Origin of the sequence: Pseudomonas sp. DNDY-54, assembly GCF_019880365.1 — a bacterium.
GTDB classification, from domain to species: domain Bacteria; phylum Pseudomonadota; class Gammaproteobacteria; order Pseudomonadales; family Pseudomonadaceae; genus Stutzerimonas; species Stutzerimonas stutzeri_P.
Genome location: NZ_CP082271.1, coordinates 978178 through 998490, shown reverse-complemented (window position 1 = coordinate 998490; position 20313 = coordinate 978178). Strand labels below are relative to the sequence as shown.

The following is a 20313-nucleotide window of genomic DNA, read 5'->3' as shown; positions in this document are numbered from 1 at the left end:
TCGTGGTGCGCATCAGACTGAGGAAATTGCGCTGTTGCCCTCCGCCACCCAACGCGCGATATCGACCCGGATACGCTTCTTGTCCAGCTTGCCGACGCTGGTTTTGGGAATGTCAGCGACGACGGCAATCTGCTGAGGGATCGCCCATTTATTGATTTGCCCTTGTTCCACCGCGGGTTCAAGAAAGCGCTGCAGGGCGCTCGCATCGAGCTGCTTGCCCTCACCGAGCACCACCAGGGCAAATGGCCGTTCACCCCATCGGTCATCCGGCACGCCAACGACCGCGACGTCACGCACCGCCTCATGGCGACTGATCAAGCCCTCCAGTGCCAGAGAAGAAACCCACTCGCCGCCTGTCTTGATGACATCCTTGATGCGGTCACGGATGTCGATATTGCCCATCTCGTCGATGGTGGCGACGTCGCCGGTATGCAGCCAGCCGCCAGCCCATAGCTCTTCGCTCTTTTCCGGATTGCCCGCGTAACCCTGCGTCAGCCATGGCGCCCGCAGCACCAGTTCGCCTTGGGACGTGCCGTCTTCCGGTAAGAAACTTCCATCCGGCGCCTGAATCGCAGCATCGACCAATACCACTGGGATGCCGGCCTTGAGCCGATAGTCGACCTGCACATCGTCGCTCGCCGCACGCAGCTCCTCATTAATATGCGCGCCGGAAATAAGCGGACAGGTTTCCGACATACCATAGGCCGCCACCAGCTGCATGCCGCAGGCTCGGGCCGATTCGTACAGACCGCGGGTCAGCGCACTGCCACCAATGGTGATCTTCCAGCCCGTGAAATCGGTGCCCTGCGCCGCCTTGGCTTTGAGCAGCATCTGCACGATGGTTGGCACGCAGTGAGAAAACGTTACCTTTTCCCGGCGCCACAGCTCGATAAGCAATTCAGGGTCGTAGCGTCCTGGATACACCTGTTTGAGGCCCAGCATCGTCGCCACATACGGCAGGCCCCACGCATGCACATGAAACATCGGCGTGATCGGCATGTAGACATCCCCAGCCGCCATCAACTGGGGATTTTCCCGACATCCAACCGTGACGGCACCGGCAAGCGTGTGCAGAACCAGCTGGCGATGGGTGAAATAAACGCCTTTGGGATCGCCGGTAGTCCCCGTGGTGTAGAACGTCGTCGCCACCGAATTTTCATCGAAATCAGGGAAGTCATAGCGCGGATCGGCAGCCGCAAGCAGGCTCTCGTATTCGCCGACGCAGTTGGGCAGATCGCTGTCCTTTTCCTCGGCATCGGTGATCAGCAGGGTCTTGTCTACAGTCGTGAGCTGCCCGGCAATCGCCTGATAGAGCGGCACGAACTCGCTGTTGACGAGCACAAAACGGTCCTCGGCGTGGTTCATGGTGTAAAGAATCTGATCGGGCGAGAGCCGTACGTTGATGGTATGCACCACCGCTCCAATCATCGGAATCGCAAACATGCATTCAAGGTATCGATGGCTGTCCCAGTCCATGACCGCCACGGTGTCGCCCGCCTTCACGCCCGCTTTGGTTAATACGTTGGCGAGCCGTGCGATACGCTCGCTTAGCGTCCGATAGTCGAAACGCAACTGATCGCGGTAGACGATCTCGCGGGTGCGCTCATAGCGCCGCCCCGACAGCAACAGGCTCTTTATCAGCAGCGGATACTGGTAGGCATTCGCTGCGGGCTTGATCACTCGTGTCTGCAACATAGGGCTTCCTGTTATTGATGTTATGAGATGCACACTAGGCGCTGTTGCCGGTCGCGCAAGACGGGCCGAACCATGCCACCTTCGCCAAGGACTACCGGCATCAGCGATTCAACACGCCGGGGCGGCATCGCGCATCGCAGCGTGCGACACCATCAGGCGATCTCGCTTGCCGCCAATCGAAGACCGAGGCCAATGAGTACTGCGCCCGTGACCCGGTCGAACCAATGGCCCATGCGGCTGAAACCGGCCCGTACGCGTTCCCGGCTGAACAGCCAGGCAACCAGACAGAACCAGAGCCCGGTCGCAAATGCCAGATATACCCCATAGCCTGCCTGAACCGCGAGTGGGGTATGGGGGTCGATAACAACGGTGAATAACGAAAGAAAGAACAAGGTCGCTTTCGGATTCAGCCCATTGGTGACGAAACCCACCGTAAAGGCACGGCGCGGCGCAAGAGCTTCGCCCGACGTTGAAGGAGCAAGCTCTCCGACCGCGTCCGGCTTGGCACGTAGCGCCTGGAACCCGAGATAGAACAGATAACCGGCTGCCAGCCACTTGAAGAGGTTGAACAGCACGATCGACTGCGAGACGATCAGGCCGATTCCGAGCAGCGAATACCCCACGTGCAGCAGGATGCCGCTGCCTACACCAATGGCCGTCCAGCTTCCGCTGCGCTGGCCGCGAATCACACTTTCCCGTACGACCACCGCAAAGTCGGGCCCGGGGCTGGCGACGGCAAGCAAATGCACCAGCGCCACGGTCAGAAACTCCGTCCAGTACATCAAGCAACTCCGTATTTCCGGGGCGGGTCAGCGCCCGCCGATTCATATGAGTAAAGTCCATGAGCAATCGCCGCGCCGTATTCCTTGATATATCGCCGCTTGACCAGGGCGACCTAGACCTGTCTCCACTGCGGTCAGCTTTCTCGGAGCTGACCTGCCATGAGCAGACCAGCGAAACGCAAATCATCGACCGGTTGAAAGACGCAGACGTCGCGATCGTGAACAAGATCGCGTTGGGCGATACCGAATTCGCCGCGTGCCCGGATCTCAAACTGATCCTGGTCGCCGCGACGGGCGTCAACAATATCGACCTCAAGGCCGCCCAACAGCGCGGTATCACCGTCTGCAACTGCCAGGCCTACGGCACTGCCACCGTGGCCCAGCACACCGTGATGCTACTGCTCGCACTGGCCACGCGGCTACCCGATTACCAGGGCGCCGTCGCTCGGGGCCGCTGGCAGGAGAGTGGCCAATTCTGTCTGCTGGACTTCCCCATCGTCGAGCTGGCTGGCAAAACGCTAGGCGTGCTCGGCCATGGGGAACTGGGCAGCGCCGTGGCGAAACTGGCCGAGGCGTTAGGCATGCGTGTGGTCACTGGCAACCTGCCCGGGCGCCCTCCGCGCGAAGACCGACTGGAGCTTGACGCCCTGTTGCCGCAGGTCGATGCACTGACGTTGCACTGCCCGCTTACGGAGCAGACGCGCAACCTGATCGGCGCTCGGGAACTGAAAATGATGAAACCATCCGCCTTCGTCATCAACACCGCGCGCGGCGGTCTTATCGATGAGCAGGCGCTAGCCGACACGCTGCGTAGCGGACACCTGGGTGGCGCCGCCACCGACGTGCTCACCAGCGAGCCGCCGAGCAATGACAATCCTCTGCTCGCCGCGGACGTGCCCCGTCTGATCGTGACACCGCATAGCGCCTGGGGCAGCCGCGAAGCGCGTCAGCGGATCGTCGGCCAGCTGTGTGAGAATGCCGAAGCGTTTTTCAATGGCGCGCCGAAGCGGACGGTTGGCTGACGCTCTGCGGTGAGGCTGCTAAGCTCGCCAGCTTTTGGCTGGAGGCATGATGGATCCCCGAAGCGAAGTACTGCTACGCCAGGCTGACCTGTTCCGCGGTGACCTGTTGCTGGCCGGCTTGCCGGCCGACGACCTGCTGGGCCAACTGCCTGCGGCCATTGGCTGGAGCTGGCACGCCGGGGCACATCAAACGCTGCAGGCTCGCTTCGACGGGCGCTGCACGTTCGGCGTCGCGCCTCCTGCGGCAGCTTTCGATGCAGCTGTGTTGTTCTTACCCAAATCTCGTGAATTGACCGATTACTTGCTTAACGCGTTGGCAGCCAGACTTCCGGGCCGCCCGCTGTATCTGGTCGGGGAAAAACGTGCCGGCATCGAGCGAGCGGCGCGGCAACTGGCGCCGTTCGGCGAGGCGCGCAAACTCGACAGCGCCCGCCACTGCCAGTTGTGGCGGGTCACCGTAACGAACAGCCCACCGCCCACAGAATTGCAAGCACTCGCGCAGCACTTCGAACTCGAGCTGGCGGACGGGCCGCTGCGAGTCGTCAGCTTGCCCGGCGTATTCAGCCACGGTCGGCTCGATCGCGGCACGGCCTTACTGCTGGACCAGCTCGATCGCTTGCCGGCTGGCCGGCTGTTGGATTTCGGTTGTGGCGCCGGGATCATTGGCGCATCACTGAAGAGGCGCTATCCAGAAAGCGAGGTGGTGCTGCTGGACGTCGATGCGTTCGCCGTCGAAAGCAGCCGCATGACCCTCGCAGCCAACCAGTTGGAAGCGCAGGTCATTGCGGGCGACGGCATTGACGCCGCACCGAACGACTGCGCGGCAATCATCAGCAACCCCCCGTTTCATCAGGGCGTGCACACCCACTACGAAGCGAGCGAAACGCTGTTGCAACGTGCCGCCAGCCATCTACGCGCCGGCGGCGAGCTACGCCTGGTGGCCAATGCATTCCTCAAGTATCCACCGTTGATACAGGCCCACCTGGGCCACTGCGAAACAGTCGTCAGTGCCGACGGCTTTCGCATCTACCGAGCCCAGCGCGGCTGACCGGTTCCGGGGGCCGGCTTGCAGAACGCGCCACGCTTGGGCACACTCGCCTCCGTCCTGGGGGAGTAGTCTCCGGTGAGCGCCCTGCTCGCCCGGCATGCGTCAACATACTTGGTCCACAGACCATGGTGCATGCGACCCGCGCAGCCTGCCTCGGCGGCTTGCGTCCGGTTTGACAAGACCCATGACACGTACACCTGACCTGGGGCGGGCAGGCGGTGCGTGTCATGGTGATTAGTCGACCCGCTCCCGCAAGGAAGTCCGTTGGAATCGTTCTACATCCCCACCCTGATCGTTGCGCTCGCCGAGATTGGCGACAAGACTCAGCTTCTCGCGTTGCTGCTGGCCGCCCGTTACCGCCGTCCGCTACCGATTATCTGGGGCATCGTCATTGCCACGCTGGCCAACCACGCTGCCGCCGGCGCCGTGGGCAACTGGGTCTCATCGCAGGTTTCACCCGCGGTTCTCAGCTGGGTGCTTGCGGCATCCTTTATCGCCGTGGCGTTGTGGACCCTGGTGCCGGACAAGCTGGAAGAAGATGAAGCCTCGCGCGGACGCCGTTTCGGTCCGTTCGTGGCGACGCTGATCGCCTTCTTCCTGGCCGAAATGGGCGACAAGACCCAAGTCGCGACCGTCATGCTCGCTGCCCAATATCCCGACTTCATTCTGGTGATCGTGGGCACTACGCTGGGTATGCTGATCGCCAACGTGCCGGTGGTGCTGGCCGGAAATTTCGCGGCCGATCGCATGCCACTTACGCTTATCCGTCGCATTGCTGCGGCAGGCTTCGCCGCGCTGGCGCTATATGCCGTCTATCAGGCGTTGAGTCTGAACGGTACGGTCCCAGTCTGATACGCAGCGCATATTGCTGCGCCTCGGGTGCTGGTAGAGTGCGGCTTCACCGCGTTCTGGCGGCATTTGAGGGGAGCAGGCGGTATGTCACCGGATGAACGTAAACGGCGTGTTCAACAGCATATCGACCTGAGCTGGAGCAAGGGTCGACTGGCGCTGGCCGAACAGCTGCAGAGCCGTTACTTCACCTATAAAAGCTCATTCATTGCGCAGCCAGTCAATAGCGCCGGCTTCGGCCTGATTGTGCGGGAAATCCGGCAGGCCATGCCGGATCTCGAGGTGGTGGTCGACGAATGCCTCAGTGAAGGCAACCGCGTGGTTACCTCGAGTACCCTGTTCGGCACATTGGAAAAAACAGTCTTCGGGCATGCTCCGAGTGGCAAGATCCTGACCGTCGCCGCGATGTCCATCTGGACACTCAACCCGGGCGGTGACATCGAGGAAATCAATACGCTTTTTGATCTTGAAAGTGCCCGTAAGCAGCTGGGCATGGAGACGCCCGTTCCGGTCCAACTGCCGCCCCACTGAGCCGTGTGGCGGCTAGCAGACCCTAGCGGCCCTGCTTGTACAACGGCATCACCTTCGGAATGTTTTCCTGTAATGCCTGAGTGCGGCTGCTCGACGAGGGGTGCGTGCTAAGGAATTCCGGCGGTGCCGAACCGCCAGCAGCGCCCATCTTCTTCCAAAGACTGACCGCCGCGTTGGGGTTGTAACCAGCACGTGCAGCCAGCTCCAGCCCAATCAAGTCAGCCTCGTTCTCATTACTGCGACTGTTGGGCAGCGTCATCAGGTATTGGACGCCCATATTGGCCAGGCCCAAGCTGCCGTCGCCAACGCCAAACGCGGAACCGATCTGCGTCGCCATCTGCACCCCATAGGCTTTGGACATCGCCTCCCGGCCGTGCTCTCGCAGCGCGTGCGCTATCTCATGCCCCATGACCGCAGCGATCTCGTCATCGGTCAGGTTCAGCTTCTCGATCAGACCGGTGTAAAAAATGATCTTGCCGCCTGGGCCGCAATTGGCGTTCAGCTCCGGGCTATCGATGACATTAACCTCCCAGTTCCATTGCGCCGCATCCGGGCGAAACGCGGGCACTTCGGCAATCAGGCGCTGGGCGATGGTGTTGACGCGCTTGGTGATCGCGCTGCTTTTCTCGAGCATCCCCTTCTGCGACGCCTCGCTCAGCGTTTGCTGGTAGGACTGGGCGTACATCTGATTGACTTGCTCGGTCGACAACATGCTGAACATGTACTGCTTGCGGTCGACCCCGACCGCGCCGCTACTGGTGGTATTGACCGCCTGGCAACCGGCCAGCGCGGAGGCTGCCAAAAATACGGCTAATGAATGCGGCTTTAACATGTCGCGTCTCCCATGGATTCTGCGCCGTATGCTAGAGCGAGCCCGTTCTCCGAGCAACACGCCGCGGCGTGCCGCCAGCCACAACCCGGTCACGCCAAGCGCCATCGCCGGGGCGTAGGAGAGGCGCAGGAGGCGCTCAGGACATATAGACCGGTGAGGACGGGAATCGGCGCGGTCTATAGCGCGCCGCTTTCGCTAATTCACGGGCGTCAGGCACTCCGGCGCATCCAGCTTGGGGTCGTTGACGAACGTCGCCAAGGCTCGCTCGCGTAGGGTCGGCTGCGGCGTGGCCAACAGTGCCTGCAACTCTGTGGGCGAGGTGGCAGGATCGAGCCAGGCAGTCATCGCAGCCTGGCCCAGCATCAATGGGCGTCGCTGGTTAGCGGCCGGTAAGGTGACCACCGCCGCGCTGAGGTACGTGTGGCCCGGCACCGGATAGGCTTCCCAGATCGCCGCGAAATAGACCAGCGAATCCTCCGCCGTCATCCAATAGGGCCGTTTGCGCGCGGTGCCGCGCCATTCGTAGAAACCGTTGGCGGGCAACACACCCCGGCGCAAGCGGAAGGCATCGCGGAACATCGGCTGCTCAGCCACCGTCTCCGCCCTCGCTTGTGCCGGGGTCCGAGTCAGGTCGGTTAGCCAGGCCGGGGTCAGCCCCCAACGGACACTGCTCAGCTGCAGCTTGTCCTCTAGCTGCCGTAGCAGCAGCACCGAAGCACCGGGCGCCAGGCTCCAATGCGGCTGTTGATCAGCAGGAAAGCCGGGCAACGAAGCAAAGGTCGAACTCCAGCGAAACAGGGCGTAGCGGCCACACATGGCAGGACTCATCGGAAGCGGATCGAAAACGGCGGCCTATCGGCAGCAACGAGGGCCGGCAGGCAGATGCCCGGCTAGCAGATGAGCTCGCCTGGGTAGCTTTCCGGCTCGTCGCCGGGCAGCGGCTCGGCGCCATTGTACTCAGCGATCAGCTGTCGTGCGCGCTCGGCCTGTTCATCGGCGACCATCAACCCGAGCAGTCCTGCGGCAGGAAGCTCGCCCACCGCACCGATCAAATGCCGACCAGTCAAATACGTTTCGATGCCCTCGGCGACCAGCATCCCGCGGAGCATCTCGGCCTCAAGCAGATCCCGAGGCTCGTATATCCGCTGCATTTATTCGTCCTCCCGCAGCACATCGAGTTGCCAGTCTGAGCCATCGGTCCGCAGATCGAAAACGATCGGCCTACAACACACCGGACAGTCTTCGATGTAGCGCTGGTCACCGCCACTGAGATCAAGCAGCGCCTCGACCCCTTCGCCGCAATAGGGGCATTGATAATCCTGTGATTCGAGCATCAGCGTCTCCCGAGTGACTTGCCGCTATAATCGCCGTCCAGTACGAGAGCCATGCGGCGCGTTGAATCGCCGGGCGGGCCCCTTTTTGGTTACCGCAGGGTGCGACACGCCAAAGGTTGCGACCAATCAGGCCAGACGACTCACGTCTGGTCATGTCTTGGCAGCATCAACGGTACGACCGCGTGGACGCCTACAGACCCAATATTGACCCCTGACATTGGGGGTTATTCAGTCGTATCCCTTACAGAGAGCATGATGGACGAATTCGAAGCCATCCGACCCTACGCCGACGCTGAAGTCCCTGCCGTGATGGCGAGACTGTTCGCCGACCGAGAGTTCCTCGACATTCTGGCGCATTTCCGCTTTCCTCGGCTCGCGGGCCCAATGGGCTGGATGCTTAAACCCCTGATAGCGCAACGCCTGCGGCGAGAGTTCGCCAGCATTCATTCGGTCGACACGCTGCAAGCGCGAATCGAGATGTACCTGGACCGCACGATCGAGCGCGCTACCGACGGCATCACCTACTCCGGTCTGGAAAAGCTCGAACACGGCTGCGCCTATCTGTTTTTGGCCAACCATCGCGACATCGTGATGGACCCGGCCTTCGTCAATTACGCGTTGTATCAAGCGAAGATGCGTACGCCGCGGATCGCAATCGGCGACAACCTGCTGCAGCGGCCCTTCGTCAGCGACCTGATGCGGTTGAACAAGAGCTTTATCGTGCGGCGCTCGGTAACCGGTCGCCGCGAAAAGCTCGCGGCCTATCAGGTCCTGTCCGCCTACATCAATCACTCGATTCGCAATGACGGCGAGTCGATATGGATTGCCCAGGCCGAGGGGCGAGCCAAAGACGGCGACGACCGCACCGACTCGGCCATCCTCAAAATGCTCCACATGAGCCGCAAAGACGACCCCTTCGCTGAAACCCTGTCAGCGCTACGGCCGACGCCGGTCTCGATCAGTTATGAATACGACCCTTGCGATCAGGCCAAAGCCCGCGAGCTATACATTCGCGCTACCACCGGCACTTACGTCAAGGCGCCGGGTGAGGATGACACCAGCATTGCGTTAGGGATCACTGGCTATAAAGGTCGCGTACACGTCAGTTTCGGCACGCCGATCACAGACGTCCCAGACGACCCTAAACTGCTCGCAACGGCTGTCGATCAGCAGATTCTCGGCGACTACCGTCTGTTTCCGGTCAATTATCTGGCGTACCGGATCTGGGACGGGCGCGACCCGGCACTCACAATCCCCGAACTCGTCGAGCTCTTCGACCGTGACGAAATCGCACGCGCTGAAGCGGAGTGGAGCAAGCGCTTGGCAGCTTGCCCGAGCGTGCAGCAGCCCTATCTCATCCAGCAGTACGCTACGCCGGTACGCAATCAGCACCGGCTGAGGGCGGGCTTAAGTCTCTAATCGCAACAAGTCTCCGGCGGAAATCAAACCAGTCGGGTAAGTGAAGACAGCAGCCAGGCCAGGCCGAGGCTGCTAAAGCCAAAACCATAGAAGAATCGGTCGATGCGCTGAGTAGCGGCCGCACCAGCATGCTCACCGAATACCGCGTGGCCGCCGCGAGCCAAGCCCACCGACTGACGCGCGAGCTGCCGGCGCCAGCGCGTCGCCAGCAGCAACCAGGCCCCTCCAAACGCGATGAGCAGCGCCATTGAATTGAGCAGGGGCGTCAAAGCTGCCAGCCGCGTAAGTTCGAACTGAAACAACAACCAAACCTCCACAAGACGTAAAAAAGCAGGCCTGTTCAGGCCTCGATCACGGCGCCGAAGTCTACCGAAGCGGGACGATGGGTTCTGCCACTTCCCGACCAAACGGAAGCTGACTGAGGGATGGCAATTTGCCGGGTATTTGCGCCATTTATGCAGATAGGTGCCGTCTCGATTGTTGACTTATAGTCGCGCCTGACTACACCCTCACCTTGCCTCGAAGAACCGAAATAGAGCGTGCGCCCGTCTTGAGCAACCGGGCGGGACTGCCGCGGAGTCGAGCAAATGGCAATTTGTAATCGTTGCGTCGATGACGCCGGTTACCGGGCTGCGACGGCCCGCTATCGCTTTCGTGGAAGTTGCCACCTGCGAACGCCGCGCTTACGGCATCGCTCGCAGGGAACCAGTTATCCAAGATCACAGGACCGAACCATGAATAAGAACAAATTGAAGACGGGGGCCCTCACACTCTCTTTGCTAGCAAGCGCCATGCTGGCAGGTGGGGCTATGGCAGCGGTATCCGAGTCGGAAGCGTCCAAACTGGGCGACAGCCTGACACCCATTGGCGCTGAGATGGCAGGCAATGCCGCCGGCACTATTCCGGCATGGACCGGCGGCCTGGCGATAGATGCTGCGACCGTCAGCAGCGATGGCTTCGTCGGCGACCCTTTCCCGAATGACAAACCGAAGTTCACGATCACTGCTCAGAACTTCGAGCAATACAAAGACAACCTGAGCCCTGGCCAGATCGCCATGCTCAAGCGCTACCCCGACACCTATCGCTTACCAGTCTTCGAAACCCGCCGCAGCGCGACCGTTCCGCAGCGCATCCTCGACGCCGCGAAGAAGAACGCAACACAGACCGAGCTGGTTCGTGGCGGCAACGGCCTGGCGAACTTTGATACGGCGATTGCCTTCCCGATCCCACAGGACGGCCTCGAAGTAGCCTGGAACCACATCACCCGCTACCGCGGTGGCTCCGCTCGTCGTGTCGTGGCCCAAGCCACGCCGCAGGTGAACGGTAGTTACAGCCTGGTCAAGTTCGTCGACGAAGTGGTCTACACCGACACGCTGCGCGACTACAACCCGGAGAAACACGGCAACGTGCTGTTCTACTTCAAGCAGCAAGTCACTGAGCCATCTCGACTCGCCGGTAACGTCTTGCTCGTTCACGAGACCCTGGACCAGGTGAAAGAGCCGCGCATGGCGTGGATTTACAACGCCGGACAGCGCCGCGTTCGTCGTGCACCCCAGGTGGCCTATGACGGCCCGGGTACCGCGGCCGATGGCCTTCGCACCGCCGACAACCTGGACATGTTCAACGGTGCACCGGATCGCTACGACTGGAAACTGGTCGGCAAGAAGGAGATGTACATCCCGTATAACTCCTATCGTCTGGACTCACCGACACTCAAATATGACGACATCATCAAGGCCGGGCACATCAACCAGGACCTGACCCGCTACGAGCTGCATCGTGTGTGGGAAGTCGAGGCGACCCTGAAGAGTGGTGAGCGGCATATCTATGCCAAGCGCCATTTCTTCATCGATGAGGACACTTGGCAGGCTGCTGTCATTGACCACTACGACGGCCGCAACACGCTGTGGCGTGTCGCCGAAGCGCACTCTCAATACTTTTTCAATGTTCAGGTACCGCTGTACTCAATGGAAACGCTGTACGACCTGGTCTCCGGCCGTTACCTGGTGATGGGCATGAAGAACGAGGAAAAGAACCCCTACACCTATAACTACGAAGCCACCTCCAATCAGTACACCCCGGCCGCCCTGCGCAACTCCGGCGTGCGTTGATCCCTAACGCTGCGACCCATGAAAACGCCCCGCCTCGTCGGGGCGTTTTCTTTTCTGCTGCGCCTGCCGGGATTACTCACGGGCGCCATCAGCACGAAAAGCCTGAAGGCGTGCATATCATGGTTATATTACGGCAACGGCGCACACAGCTATCACCCCGTTAGCGCCTCAGAAATTGCCTTCCATCATCAGCACAGCCCTACCGGTGAGTTCCGCGCTCAGCGGTGCCGATCTGTTCAACACTCCGGGGATGGCCGGGCCGCAACCGGCCGCCTACTGAAACAAAAAACCCGCCAGCGCGGCGGGTTTGTATTGCAACGAAGCTCGCTCGTTGCATCGACTTACTGGGCCAATACCTGTCCGATGTTCTGGTCGCGGAAGGCACGGCTTAGCGCATCGCTTAACACTTCAGTCACGAGCTTGGTGTTGGTCTGCTCGTTCGGCGCCATCCCGAAGCGCTGATTCAGCGAAGCGCCGTAGCGACCGGTATAACGGCGGCCGCCGTTTTGTACTTCTACGCGGAATGTCGCGCCGATAGTCGCCTCGGTGACATAGAGGCCTTCCTTGGGGGATTGGTATTTCAGCTCAGCCAGCGTCAGGGTCAGCTGAGGCGCGTTATATGCGTTGGGTGACGGCGTGAAGCCGAGCAATCGCACTGCAGCTTCAGCCTGCGCCTGAAGTTTGGGCACTACCTTATCCTTCGGCACGATCACAGCGCTGGTTTCCGGATACAAGCCGCCACGGGTTCCTAGCGTGGGCGATGGCCGTCCATCCACCACTCGCACCGATACGGGCTGCCCTTGTCCGACGGGGTTGATGGTACCGGTGATCTTTGGATTGGGGTCGAGCTGTTGCGGGCTATGGGCGCAACCAGCCAGAGCCAGAGCCGATGCGGCGGCAAGACTGAACAACAGGCGTTTCAGCATGCTGTCTTACTCCAGGTTAGGGATGATGGCCCGCAGTATAACCAGCGCTGCATTCACCTGACAGCGGCCAGGGAAAACAGCCTCGGACAGAACGCGGGCCCGTCATCGAACGGTAACGCCAGCGTGCGATAACGTCCCGAAACATTCGGAAGCTGTCCATGCGCCTGCTGACCGTGTTCTTTCGGCGCCCTCCAAGACGCCACTACGCGTTGCTTGATGAGCACCGTCGTTGCCTTATGCTGATGACCGCTCCACAGTCGCCGCGCGGCGAACGCTGGGTTGAAATCAACGAGATTCGCTTGAGCTGGATCGGGCAGGTACTACCGCAGCAGGCGCTTCAACGCCATGGCTCAGCCACCTAATAAGCCATGGCTCAGCCACCCAATAAAAAGCCGCGCAGCTTGTGAAAGCAGCGCGGCTCTTGATGGCCCAGTAGGCCCAGTAGGCCAGTGGTACGCTTAGTCGGCGAGACCCAGGCGCTTGTCGACCATCATAGCCACCTCTCGATACGCGACCGGGTCGGCTTCAAGCACCTTTTCGCGGGCCGGGAAGATTTCGTCGAGCTTTTGGCTCCACCCTTCGCTCTTGGCCTGCTCAGGGAAGCAGCGTTCGATCAGATCGAGCATGATGGGCACTGTGACAGAGGCGCCCGGAGAGGCACCCAACAGCGCGGCGATGGAACCATCCTTGGCCGAGACCAGCTCGGTGCCGAATTGCAGAATGCCGCCCTTTTTGGGGTCTTTCTTGATGATCTGCACGCGCTGCCCGGCCACTTCCAGACGCCAATCCTCAGCCTTGGCTTCTGGGTAGAAACCACGCAAGGTTTCCAGGCGATCCTCCATAGATTGCCGGACTTCCTTGATCAGGTAGCGCGTCAAGTCCATGTTGTCGCGGGCTACGGCAAGCATTGGTTTCAGGTTGCCCGGGCGGATCGACATGGGCAGATCGAGCGGCGAGCCGTGCTTGAGAAATTTCGTCGTGAAGCCGGCGTAGGGGCCGAACAGGAGGGATTTCTTGCCGTCCACGACACGGGTGTCCAGATGCGGAACGGACATCGGCGGTGCGCCAACGGCGGCCAGACTGTAGACCTTGGCCTGGTGTTGTTTGACGATCTCCGGATTGTCGCAACGCAGCCATTGACCGCTGACCGGGAAGCCGCCGTAGCCCTTGCCTTCCTCGATATCGGACATCTGCAGTAGCGGCAACGCCGCCCCACCTGCGCCAAGGAAGACGAAGCCGGCATCGAGCTCGCGATTGCTGCCGTCACGCGTATTCTTGATCTCGACGCGCCAGCCTTTGCCATGGCGCGCGAGGCCTGTGACCTTCTGGTAATAGGACATCTTCACGCCAGGCTTGGCTGCGAGATAGTCCAGCATCTGCCGGGTCAGCTCGCCGAAGTTGACGTCAGTGCCATTCAGCGCACGGGTAGCCGCGATGGGCTCGTCAACAGGCCGGCCCGGCATCATCAGGGGCATCCACTCTTCCATCGTCGCGCGGTCTTCGGTGTAGACCATGTTCTCGAAGGCGTGGTGCGTCTTCAGCGCGTTGAAACGGCGCTTGAGGTAATCAATGTTCTTGGTACCACGAACGAAGCTCAGGTGCGGTACGACATTGAGGAAGTCACGCGGGCTGCCAAAGCCTTCACGGCCGGTCAGATAGGCCCAGAATTGCTTCGAGACCTCAAACTGCGTGTTGATCGTGACCGCTTTCTTGATGTCGATCGAACCGTCTTTGCTGTCCGGCGTGTAGTTCAGCTCACACAGACCAGCGTGGCCAGTGCCGGCATTGTTCCAGGGGTTCGAGCTCTCAACAGCTCCAGACTCCTGCAGTTCTACAATTTCCAGCCTGATGTTGGGATCGAGCTCTTTAAGCAGTACGGCCAGAGTCGCACTCATGATGCCGGCTCCCACCAACACCAAATCCACGGCTTCGCTATCGTGTTGCGTCATCAACGCGTTCTCCAGAATCACAGCATTAAACTGTCACGACCGCAGTACGCGATCGTGTAGAACCACCAGCCAGGCGGCTGGAGACGGAGGGGTCTCCAAACCGCTGCTCGGGCTTGTGCCCGAAGGTAGACACCTGTGGCGTCTACCCGCTGTCGGGAGAAAGGCTTTTGGCCTCCTCCCTCTCGCTCCGATGCCTCCCGGAGCAGGGCCACGGGCCTAGGCTCAACGGGATGCGTGCAGCAAGAAAATCCAGTGTGTGACTGCCGTTTACTCAGCCGGGTCATACGATGTCGCGTCGCCGCGGCACGCTTCAGCCAGTGCGTTTGGCCTCAGCCGCGAGCCGCCTTTATCAACTCTACATAAGGTTCGGCTTGGCGCTGGTCGGCGATCAGGGCGACGAAATCCCGCCCTTTGGCGTCTTTGGCATTCAGGTCGTATCCGGCTTCGACAAAAAACCCGAGAAAACGCTCGAAGTCATCGACACGCAAGCCACGATAGGCCTTGATCAGCTTGTGCAACGATGGCGGGGTCTCGTCAGCCGGTTCCGGCTCGAGAAACAGCTTGATCGATTCGTCGCTGATCTCTTCGCCGATCACCTTCTTCTTGTCTTTGCGCATGGTTTCTCCGGTCCGACGGGGCCTTACGGGGGCGGCAGTTTACTCCGCGAGGCGGGCGCACTCAACGCGACATGCGCCGTTGCGACCAAGGTCGTACGCGAAAATCCTCGATTCGTCACCGATGCTGCGTTCGGGCAGGCCTCGTCATCGAGCTGCGTGCTTATACTGGCGCTTTGCGCACAAGGAGTGTCTGCCATGAACGTTCCGCCGCTGTTCGCCGCCTGGCGCCAAACTCTGCGATCGGGCTACGGTGGCCGCGAACTGCGCGGCGACATCGTCGCGGGCCTGACGGTTGGGATCATCGCGATTCCGCTGGCCATGGCATTGGCCATCGCCGTGGGTGTTGCGCCGCAACATGGGCTGTACACCGTGCTCGTTGCCGCCCCGCTGATCGCCCTGACCGGTGGCTCACGGTTCAACGTGTCCGGCCCAACCGCTGCGTTCGTGGTGATTTTGCTGCCGATTACTCAGCAGTTCGGCATCGGCGGGTTGCTTCTTTGCACGATGCTGGCGGGGCTGATTCTGATTGCGCTGGGGCTGCTGCGTGCCGGAAAGTTGATTGCATTCGTTCCCTATCCCGTCACACTGGGATTCACCGCCGGCATCGGCATTGTCATCGCAACCTTACAGCTCAAGGATGTACTGGGGCTGACGATCGCCGAGCAACCCCAACACTATGTTGAGCAGCTGGGCCTGTTAACCCGGGCACTGCCCAGCGCACAAGCGGGTGACGCCCTTGTCGCAGCGCTCTGCTTGGCCGTGCTGATCATCTGGCCACGGCTGGTGCCAAAGGTGCCTGGCCATCTGGTGGCGCTCGTCGTCGGCGCGCTGGCAGGCATGGCGCTGGAGTCCTCCGGACTCGCCGTGGCGACGCTAGGGGAGCGCTTCAGCTACATGGTCGATGGGGTGTCGCATCCGGGCATCCCACCGTTTCTGCCCGACTTCGACTGGCCTTGGCTATTGCCCGGCCCAGACGGACAACCGCTGACATTGAGCTTCGACCTGCTTCATGAGCTGTTAGCGCCGGCGTTCGCCATTGCCATGCTCGGTGCCATTGAATCGCTGCTCTGCGCCGTGGTCGCCGACGGTATGACCGGCAGCAATCACGATCCAAATGCCGAGCTACTGGGTCAAGGGATCGGCAACCTGGTGGCCCCGCTGTTCGGCGGCATTACCGCCACCGCAGCCATCGCCCGTAGCGCAACCAACGTGCGAGCCGGGGCCTCCTCGCCGCTGGCAGCCATTATCCATGCCGCCGTGGTGCTGGTCGCAATCCTGTGGCTGGCACCCCTGTTCAGCTATCTGCCGATGGCCGCTCTGGCGGCATTGCTGCTCATGGTGGCCTGGAACATGAGTGAAGCCCCTCACGTCCTCAAGACGCTGCGCATCGCCCCACGCAGCGACGTGTTGGTCCTGCTTACCTGTCTGATTCTGACGGTATTGTTCGATATGGTGCTGGCGGTCGGCGTCGGCCTGTTGCTGGCTGCTGGGCTGTTCATCAAGCGCATGAGCGAGCTGACCGACACCACCAGCCTGCGCCACGGCCAGAGTCAATTGCTGCAGGATCTGCCCGATCATGTCGCCGCCTACGCGATTCGCGGCCCGCTTTTTTTTGGCGCGGCCGAGAAAGCGTTAAGTGTGCTGCGACGGTTCAATCCAGATGTGAAAATCGTCATCGTCGACATCAGCGGCGTGCCGATGCTCGACATGACCGCCTTGGCCGCGCTTGAGAACGTCCTGCTGGACTACCGGAAGCAGGGCATCGCCCTGATCTTATCCGGCAGCAATGCGCGGTTAAGGCTCAAGCTGCGCCGCGCCGGCATTCACCAGCTTGAGGGGCAGCTTTACCACGTGCGCACTCTTTCGCAAGCGCGGGAGAAAGCCTTGCGCCTGTTACCAGACGCTCCAACCGAGGTGACACGCTGAAGCTGCGCTAATCAGAGGTGAGGGCGCGGCCCTCACGCCCTCATGCATTGGCTAGCCAGTATGCTTCTGCAGGTTAGCCATCATTTCCTTTAGCGCTTCCATGTTGTCCGCGGGATGCGCGGCGTTCTCGAAATCGCAGATTTGCTGCCAGCTCGCGGCGACATCCTCGGCATCGAAGCCCGCCTTCGGATCGAAGCCGACCCCCAGACTGCGCTCCCAACGCACCTTGCCCATCCAGCCGCCGCCCACCTCAAACAGGCCAGAGGTTTCCTGGCATTGCTCGCTCGCCAGGTACACCACAAGCGGACTGACCAGCTCGGGCTTGAGCTGCTCGAAGACTTGCGGCGGGATCAGCCCTTCAGTCATGCGGGTACCGCCAGTTGGTGCAATGGCGTTGACTAGAATGTTGTTTTTACGGCCTTCGAGCGCCAGGGTGCGGGTCAGCCCATACAGCCCCAGCTTCGCCATGCCGTAGTTGGACTGGCCGAAGTTGCCGTAGATACCGGAGGTTGAGGCCGTGAAGATTACGCGGCCATAACCTTGCTCGCGCATATGCGGCCAGGCGGCCCGCGTGACTTTGTAAGCCCCTTCGACGTGAACGCGGTAGACAAGATCCCAGTCGGCATCGTCCATCTTGTGAAACGTCTTGTCGCGCAAGATTCCCGCGTTGTTCACCACCACGTCGATGCGACCGAAGGTGTCGAGGGCGTGCTGCACGATGCGGTCACCGTCAGTAACCGAATCATGGTTTGCTACCGCAGTACCGCCGGCCTGGCGGATTTCGTCCACGACGCGATCAGCGGCCGAACTATTGGCGCCCTCTCCCTGAGCGCTGCCGCCAAGATCGTTGACCACCACCTTGGCGCCATGGCGGGCGAACAGCAGCGCGTGGGCGCGGCCAAGGCCACCACCTGCGCCGGTCACGATTACGACCTTGTCTTCGAAGCGGATGGCTTCACTCATTCAGCATTCCTCCAGAACATTATTATTGGATGACGTTGCAACGATCGTTGGAGTGTCGGGGAGGCCATGCCCGGGTCACAATCAAAGAGCCGCAAATGAATGCCCCGGCATAACGCCGAGGGATGATGCGCTCGATGCTCGGCCGAGTGGCTGTCGCATGCAGGCTCCTGCACATGCCGCCATGCATCGCCAGCGCTCGGATGGCTATTTTTTATACGACTTACTGCAGCCCAGGCGAACCGGGCGTGTTGCACTCATCTCCCCATCTTATCCACAGAACGCCCCACAGCTTTAAGGGATAACTTCGACACGTGCGCGCCCAAGCTTTGAGTGCGCACCTGTCTCTGAAATAAGCCTCTATTCAATGAGTTACTCGATACGCGGTCGATCTGATCAAGATTTGATCAGCAAGCGCGAGCCGATGCGCAGCGGGGCCTGGCGCTGACTTCCCTCAGCTTATCCACAGAACACTGCACAGCCGTTGGGGATAATCAACCGATATGCCTATCGTGGCTATACCCAGAAACTAAGAGCGACCTCTCCTGCCTGAGCGATACCTTCCATTCAGCAATCCACACCGGAGGTAATTCATGTCCAGCTTCGTTCTGTTCCAAACGATGTTCGCCAATTACGCGCTCGCCGCTGCCGGATGACTGGCGAGCGGCGAAGGAGCGGCCCATATCACCGCGATCGACAGCATTCAGCGGCTTCCTTGACCGCTGCTCAAAAAACGAACGTACCCGCGCAGACCAACAACCATGCCGGTCAAGGCATCTTAGCCAAACGTTATCCACAGAGCCTTCCACAGCAATCCTGGATAAGTCGCCCCTTCGCCGCTTACCCCATACTTCTTCGCTCCAAAATCGAATGCAATGACCTGAACCGAGACGCCTACCCGTGATTTAACCTATCGCCTGCACCACTGATCAAAGCGTAACCAGCCGGTCTAATCACTAGTGCCGCGCGGTCTGCAGCAGTCAGCCCAACGGTTATCCACAGAACGCTGCACAGATATACGGGATAACTGGACGAACTCCGATGCTTCAGCCGGTTCCAAACAATTACCTACCGATCGCCCGGAGCGCTTTATGCTTGACCTGTTTCTATCCGACATCCGTCGCACCCTGTGGGCAGGTGCAGAATGAGCGCATTTCTGGGGCTGGTTCTTGTAGCGTTCATTTGCTTCGTTTTGGTTTTTTTCATCAAGCAGCGGCAATACAACCACCCCGCCTTGCGCATGCCCTACCAGCTGAAGCGTCCTTTCTTTGAGCCAAGCGAAGGCGAACTGCTGTCGATGCTCCAGCAGGCAGTCGGCGAGGACTATCTGATCCTGTGCAAGGTGCGCGTGGCCGACGTGGTTGAAGTCACCGCGATACCCCGCCGTGCCCCGTGGTATCAGGCCGTCAATCGCATATCAGCGGCGCGTTTTGACTTTCTGCTATGCGATCGCCAAACGCTCGAGCCCCGCTGCGCCGTCGAGATGGAACAAGCCTCCGACACCAATGCGTTCCTCGATGAGCTTTGCCAAACCATCGAGTTGCCGCTGGTGCGGCTGACGCCAGAAACGGCCCGTGCCTATGGCGAAGTTCGTACCGCGATCGACCAGGCGACATCAGCCGTACCCGCTCGGTGAGCACGCGAGCGAGCATCAAGCCGGAACAGATCAACATCGACGCTCGCCGGCGGCGACTGAATACCGCCGAGCTGCCTTGGGACCGACATCGCCACAGCGGCATACCCCCTCGCTCCGGCCAACACCGATGAGCAGTGTGGAAGCCACCAGACAGAAGGAGTCGCCAGTGGGTGGTTTGCTGCGCAATGCATTGACGCTGCTTTTGGCGCTGTTGAGTCGCGAGCGCAAGTCGCCTGACCAGACGCTAACCGCCGGATTCCTGGTGACCCCACTGGATGTTGGCATTGCCAAGCTCAAGAGCGACCGCTACCTGCGCCTGACCGAAGCAGCACAAATCGATTTTCTCGCTCGAACCGGTGTGTTCGGCCGGCTGGTACGACTCAGGTATGCCTTCGTCAACACTTCAGTGTTGATCCGGTTTTCGGCACCGGTCACGCTCTTCAGCTGGATGAGGATCGAATCGCGGGTGGTTTATCACGATGCACGCGTCTCGTATCTCGAACATGTCTTTCTCAGCGGAACGACCCGCTGCGCCTGCGTCTTGGTAAAAATGAAATTCAAACAAGGGCACCGCACGATCGACCCCGCTGAGCTCTTCGGCAACGCGGGGGCGCCCCATAAGCCAGCGTTTTTGCAGGCATGGGACGACACGCTTGCCCACACCTGGCCATGACCG

General features: G+C 60.7%; 21 protein-coding genes and 1 riboswitch. Of the genes, 10 read left to right on the top strand and 11 right to left on the bottom strand.

Annotated elements, in window-relative coordinates:
* Positions 1–12: 12 nt before the first annotated feature.
* Positions 13–1695 carry a fatty acid--CoA ligase gene (locus K4O48_RS04740; RefSeq protein ID WP_222910924.1) on the bottom strand — a complete coding sequence of 561 codons (1683 nt, stop codon included), beginning with the start codon at positions 1693–1695 and terminating at the stop codon, positions 13–15.
* 152 nt (positions 1696–1847) lie between these two features.
* On the bottom strand, positions 1848–2477 hold the full coding sequence (locus tag K4O48_RS04735) for a LysE family translocator (RefSeq protein ID WP_222910923.1): 630 nt from the start codon (positions 2475–2477) through the stop codon (positions 1848–1850).
* A 59-nt stretch (positions 2478–2536) separates the two neighbouring features.
* Here K4O48_RS04735 and K4O48_RS04730 point away from each other — a divergent pair, with 59 nt between their 5' ends.
* From K4O48_RS04730 to K4O48_RS04715, 4 genes are all read left to right on the top strand, one after another.
* Complete coding sequence (locus K4O48_RS04730) at positions 2537–3499, top strand: 2-hydroxyacid dehydrogenase (RefSeq protein ID WP_222910922.1); 963 nt, start codon at positions 2537–2539, stop codon at positions 3497–3499.
* Between the two features lie 49 nt (positions 3500–3548).
* Complete coding sequence (locus K4O48_RS04725; RefSeq protein ID WP_222910921.1) at positions 3549–4547, top strand: class I SAM-dependent methyltransferase; 999 nt, start codon at positions 3549–3551, stop codon at positions 4545–4547.
* A 48-nt stretch (positions 4548–4595) separates the two neighbouring features.
* Positions 4596–4710, top strand: a riboswitch (yybP-ykoY riboswitch).
* Positions 4711–4811: 101 nt separating this feature from the next.
* Positions 4812–5399, top strand: coding sequence for a TMEM165/GDT1 family protein (locus K4O48_RS04720; protein ID WP_222910920.1), 588 nt, complete (start codon positions 4812–4814; stop codon positions 5397–5399).
* Positions 5400–5483: 84 nt separating this feature from the next.
* Positions 5484–5927, top strand: a complete 444-nt coding sequence (locus K4O48_RS04715) for an ester cyclase (RefSeq protein WP_222910919.1) — start codon at positions 5484–5486, stop codon at positions 5925–5927.
* Between the two features lie 22 nt (positions 5928–5949).
* Here the strand turns inward: K4O48_RS04715 and K4O48_RS04710 are convergent, their stop codons facing one another.
* From K4O48_RS04710 to K4O48_RS04695, 4 genes are all read right to left on the bottom strand, one after another.
* Positions 5950–6759 carry a M48 family metallopeptidase gene (locus tag K4O48_RS04710; RefSeq protein ID WP_222910918.1) on the bottom strand — a complete coding sequence of 270 codons (810 nt, stop codon included), beginning with the start codon at positions 6757–6759 and terminating at the stop codon, positions 5950–5952.
* Positions 6760–6954: 195 nt separating this feature from the next.
* Positions 6955–7575 carry an SOS response-associated peptidase gene (locus tag K4O48_RS04705; RefSeq protein WP_222910917.1) on the bottom strand — a complete coding sequence of 207 codons (621 nt, stop codon included), beginning with the start codon at positions 7573–7575 and terminating at the stop codon, positions 6955–6957.
* Positions 7576–7649: 74 nt separating this feature from the next.
* Positions 7650–7910 (bottom strand): DUF2007 domain-containing protein, encoded by a 261-nt coding sequence (locus K4O48_RS04700; protein WP_222910916.1) that lies wholly within the window; start codon positions 7908–7910, stop codon positions 7650–7652.
* Positions 7911–8093 carry a CPXCG motif-containing cysteine-rich protein gene (locus K4O48_RS04695; protein ID WP_222910915.1) on the bottom strand — a complete coding sequence of 61 codons (183 nt, stop codon included), beginning with the start codon at positions 8091–8093 and terminating at the stop codon, positions 7911–7913.
* 255 nt (positions 8094–8348) lie between these two features.
* On the opposite strand from K4O48_RS04695, the gene K4O48_RS04690 reads away from it, so the two are divergent.
* Positions 8349–9512, top strand: a complete 1164-nt coding sequence (locus K4O48_RS04690) for a 1-acyl-sn-glycerol-3-phosphate acyltransferase (RefSeq protein WP_222910914.1) — start codon at positions 8349–8351, stop codon at positions 9510–9512.
* A gap of 23 nt (positions 9513–9535) precedes the next feature.
* On the opposite strand, the gene K4O48_RS04685 is transcribed toward K4O48_RS04690, so the two are convergent.
* Positions 9536–9817, bottom strand: coding sequence for a hypothetical protein (locus tag K4O48_RS04685; RefSeq protein WP_312846496.1), 282 nt, complete (start codon positions 9815–9817; stop codon positions 9536–9538).
* Between the two features lie 429 nt (positions 9818–10246).
* On the opposite strand from K4O48_RS04685, the gene K4O48_RS04680 reads away from it, so the two are divergent.
* Positions 10247–11623, top strand: coding sequence for a DUF1329 domain-containing protein (locus tag K4O48_RS04680; protein WP_222910913.1), 1377 nt, complete (start codon positions 10247–10249; stop codon positions 11621–11623).
* A gap of 341 nt (positions 11624–11964) precedes the next feature.
* Here the strand turns inward: K4O48_RS04680 and K4O48_RS04675 are convergent, their stop codons facing one another.
* A complete protein-coding gene (locus tag K4O48_RS04675; protein WP_222910912.1) occupies positions 11965–12549 on the bottom strand; it encodes a YajG family lipoprotein in 585 nt (194 codons plus the stop codon).
* A 158-nt stretch (positions 12550–12707) separates the two neighbouring features.
* Between K4O48_RS04675 and K4O48_RS04670 the strand changes: the two genes are divergently transcribed.
* Positions 12708–12911 (top strand): hypothetical protein, encoded by a 204-nt coding sequence (locus tag K4O48_RS04670; protein ID WP_222910911.1) that lies wholly within the window; start codon positions 12708–12710, stop codon positions 12909–12911.
* A 96-nt stretch (positions 12912–13007) separates the two neighbouring features.
* On the opposite strand, the gene mqo is transcribed toward K4O48_RS04670, so the two are convergent.
* Together mqo and K4O48_RS04660 are read right to left on the bottom strand one after the other, a co-directional pair.
* Positions 13008–14498: a malate dehydrogenase (quinone) gene (gene mqo / locus K4O48_RS04665; protein WP_260523696.1), complete on the bottom strand. Its 1491-nt coding sequence runs from the start codon at positions 14496–14498 to the stop codon at positions 13008–13010.
* Positions 14499–14827: 329 nt separating this feature from the next.
* Positions 14828–15115 carry a PA4642 family protein gene (locus K4O48_RS04660; RefSeq protein ID WP_222910909.1) on the bottom strand — a complete coding sequence of 96 codons (288 nt, stop codon included), beginning with the start codon at positions 15113–15115 and terminating at the stop codon, positions 14828–14830.
* A gap of 195 nt (positions 15116–15310) precedes the next feature.
* Here K4O48_RS04660 and dauA point away from each other — a divergent pair, with 195 nt between their 5' ends.
* The gene (gene dauA, locus K4O48_RS04655) at positions 15311–17041 is read left to right on the top strand and encodes a C4-dicarboxylic acid transporter DauA (RefSeq protein WP_222910908.1); all 1731 of its coding nucleotides are present in this window, start codon (positions 15311–15313) and stop codon (positions 17039–17041) included.
* Between the two features lie 51 nt (positions 17042–17092).
* Here the strand turns inward: dauA and K4O48_RS04650 are convergent, their stop codons facing one another.
* A complete protein-coding gene (locus K4O48_RS04650; RefSeq protein ID WP_222910907.1) occupies positions 17093–18004 on the bottom strand; it encodes an SDR family oxidoreductase in 912 nt (303 codons plus the stop codon).
* A 1141-nt stretch (positions 18005–19145) separates the two neighbouring features.
* Here K4O48_RS04650 and K4O48_RS04645 point away from each other — a divergent pair.
* Together K4O48_RS04645 and K4O48_RS04640 are read left to right on the top strand one after the other, a co-directional pair.
* Positions 19146–19637, top strand: coding sequence for a DUF2726 domain-containing protein (locus K4O48_RS04645; protein WP_222910906.1), 492 nt, complete (start codon positions 19146–19148; stop codon positions 19635–19637).
* Between the two features lie 166 nt (positions 19638–19803).
* The gene (locus K4O48_RS04640) at positions 19804–20310 is read left to right on the top strand and encodes a thioesterase family protein (RefSeq protein ID WP_222910905.1); all 507 of its coding nucleotides are present in this window, start codon (positions 19804–19806) and stop codon (positions 20308–20310) included.
* Positions 20311–20313: the final 3 nt, after the last annotated feature.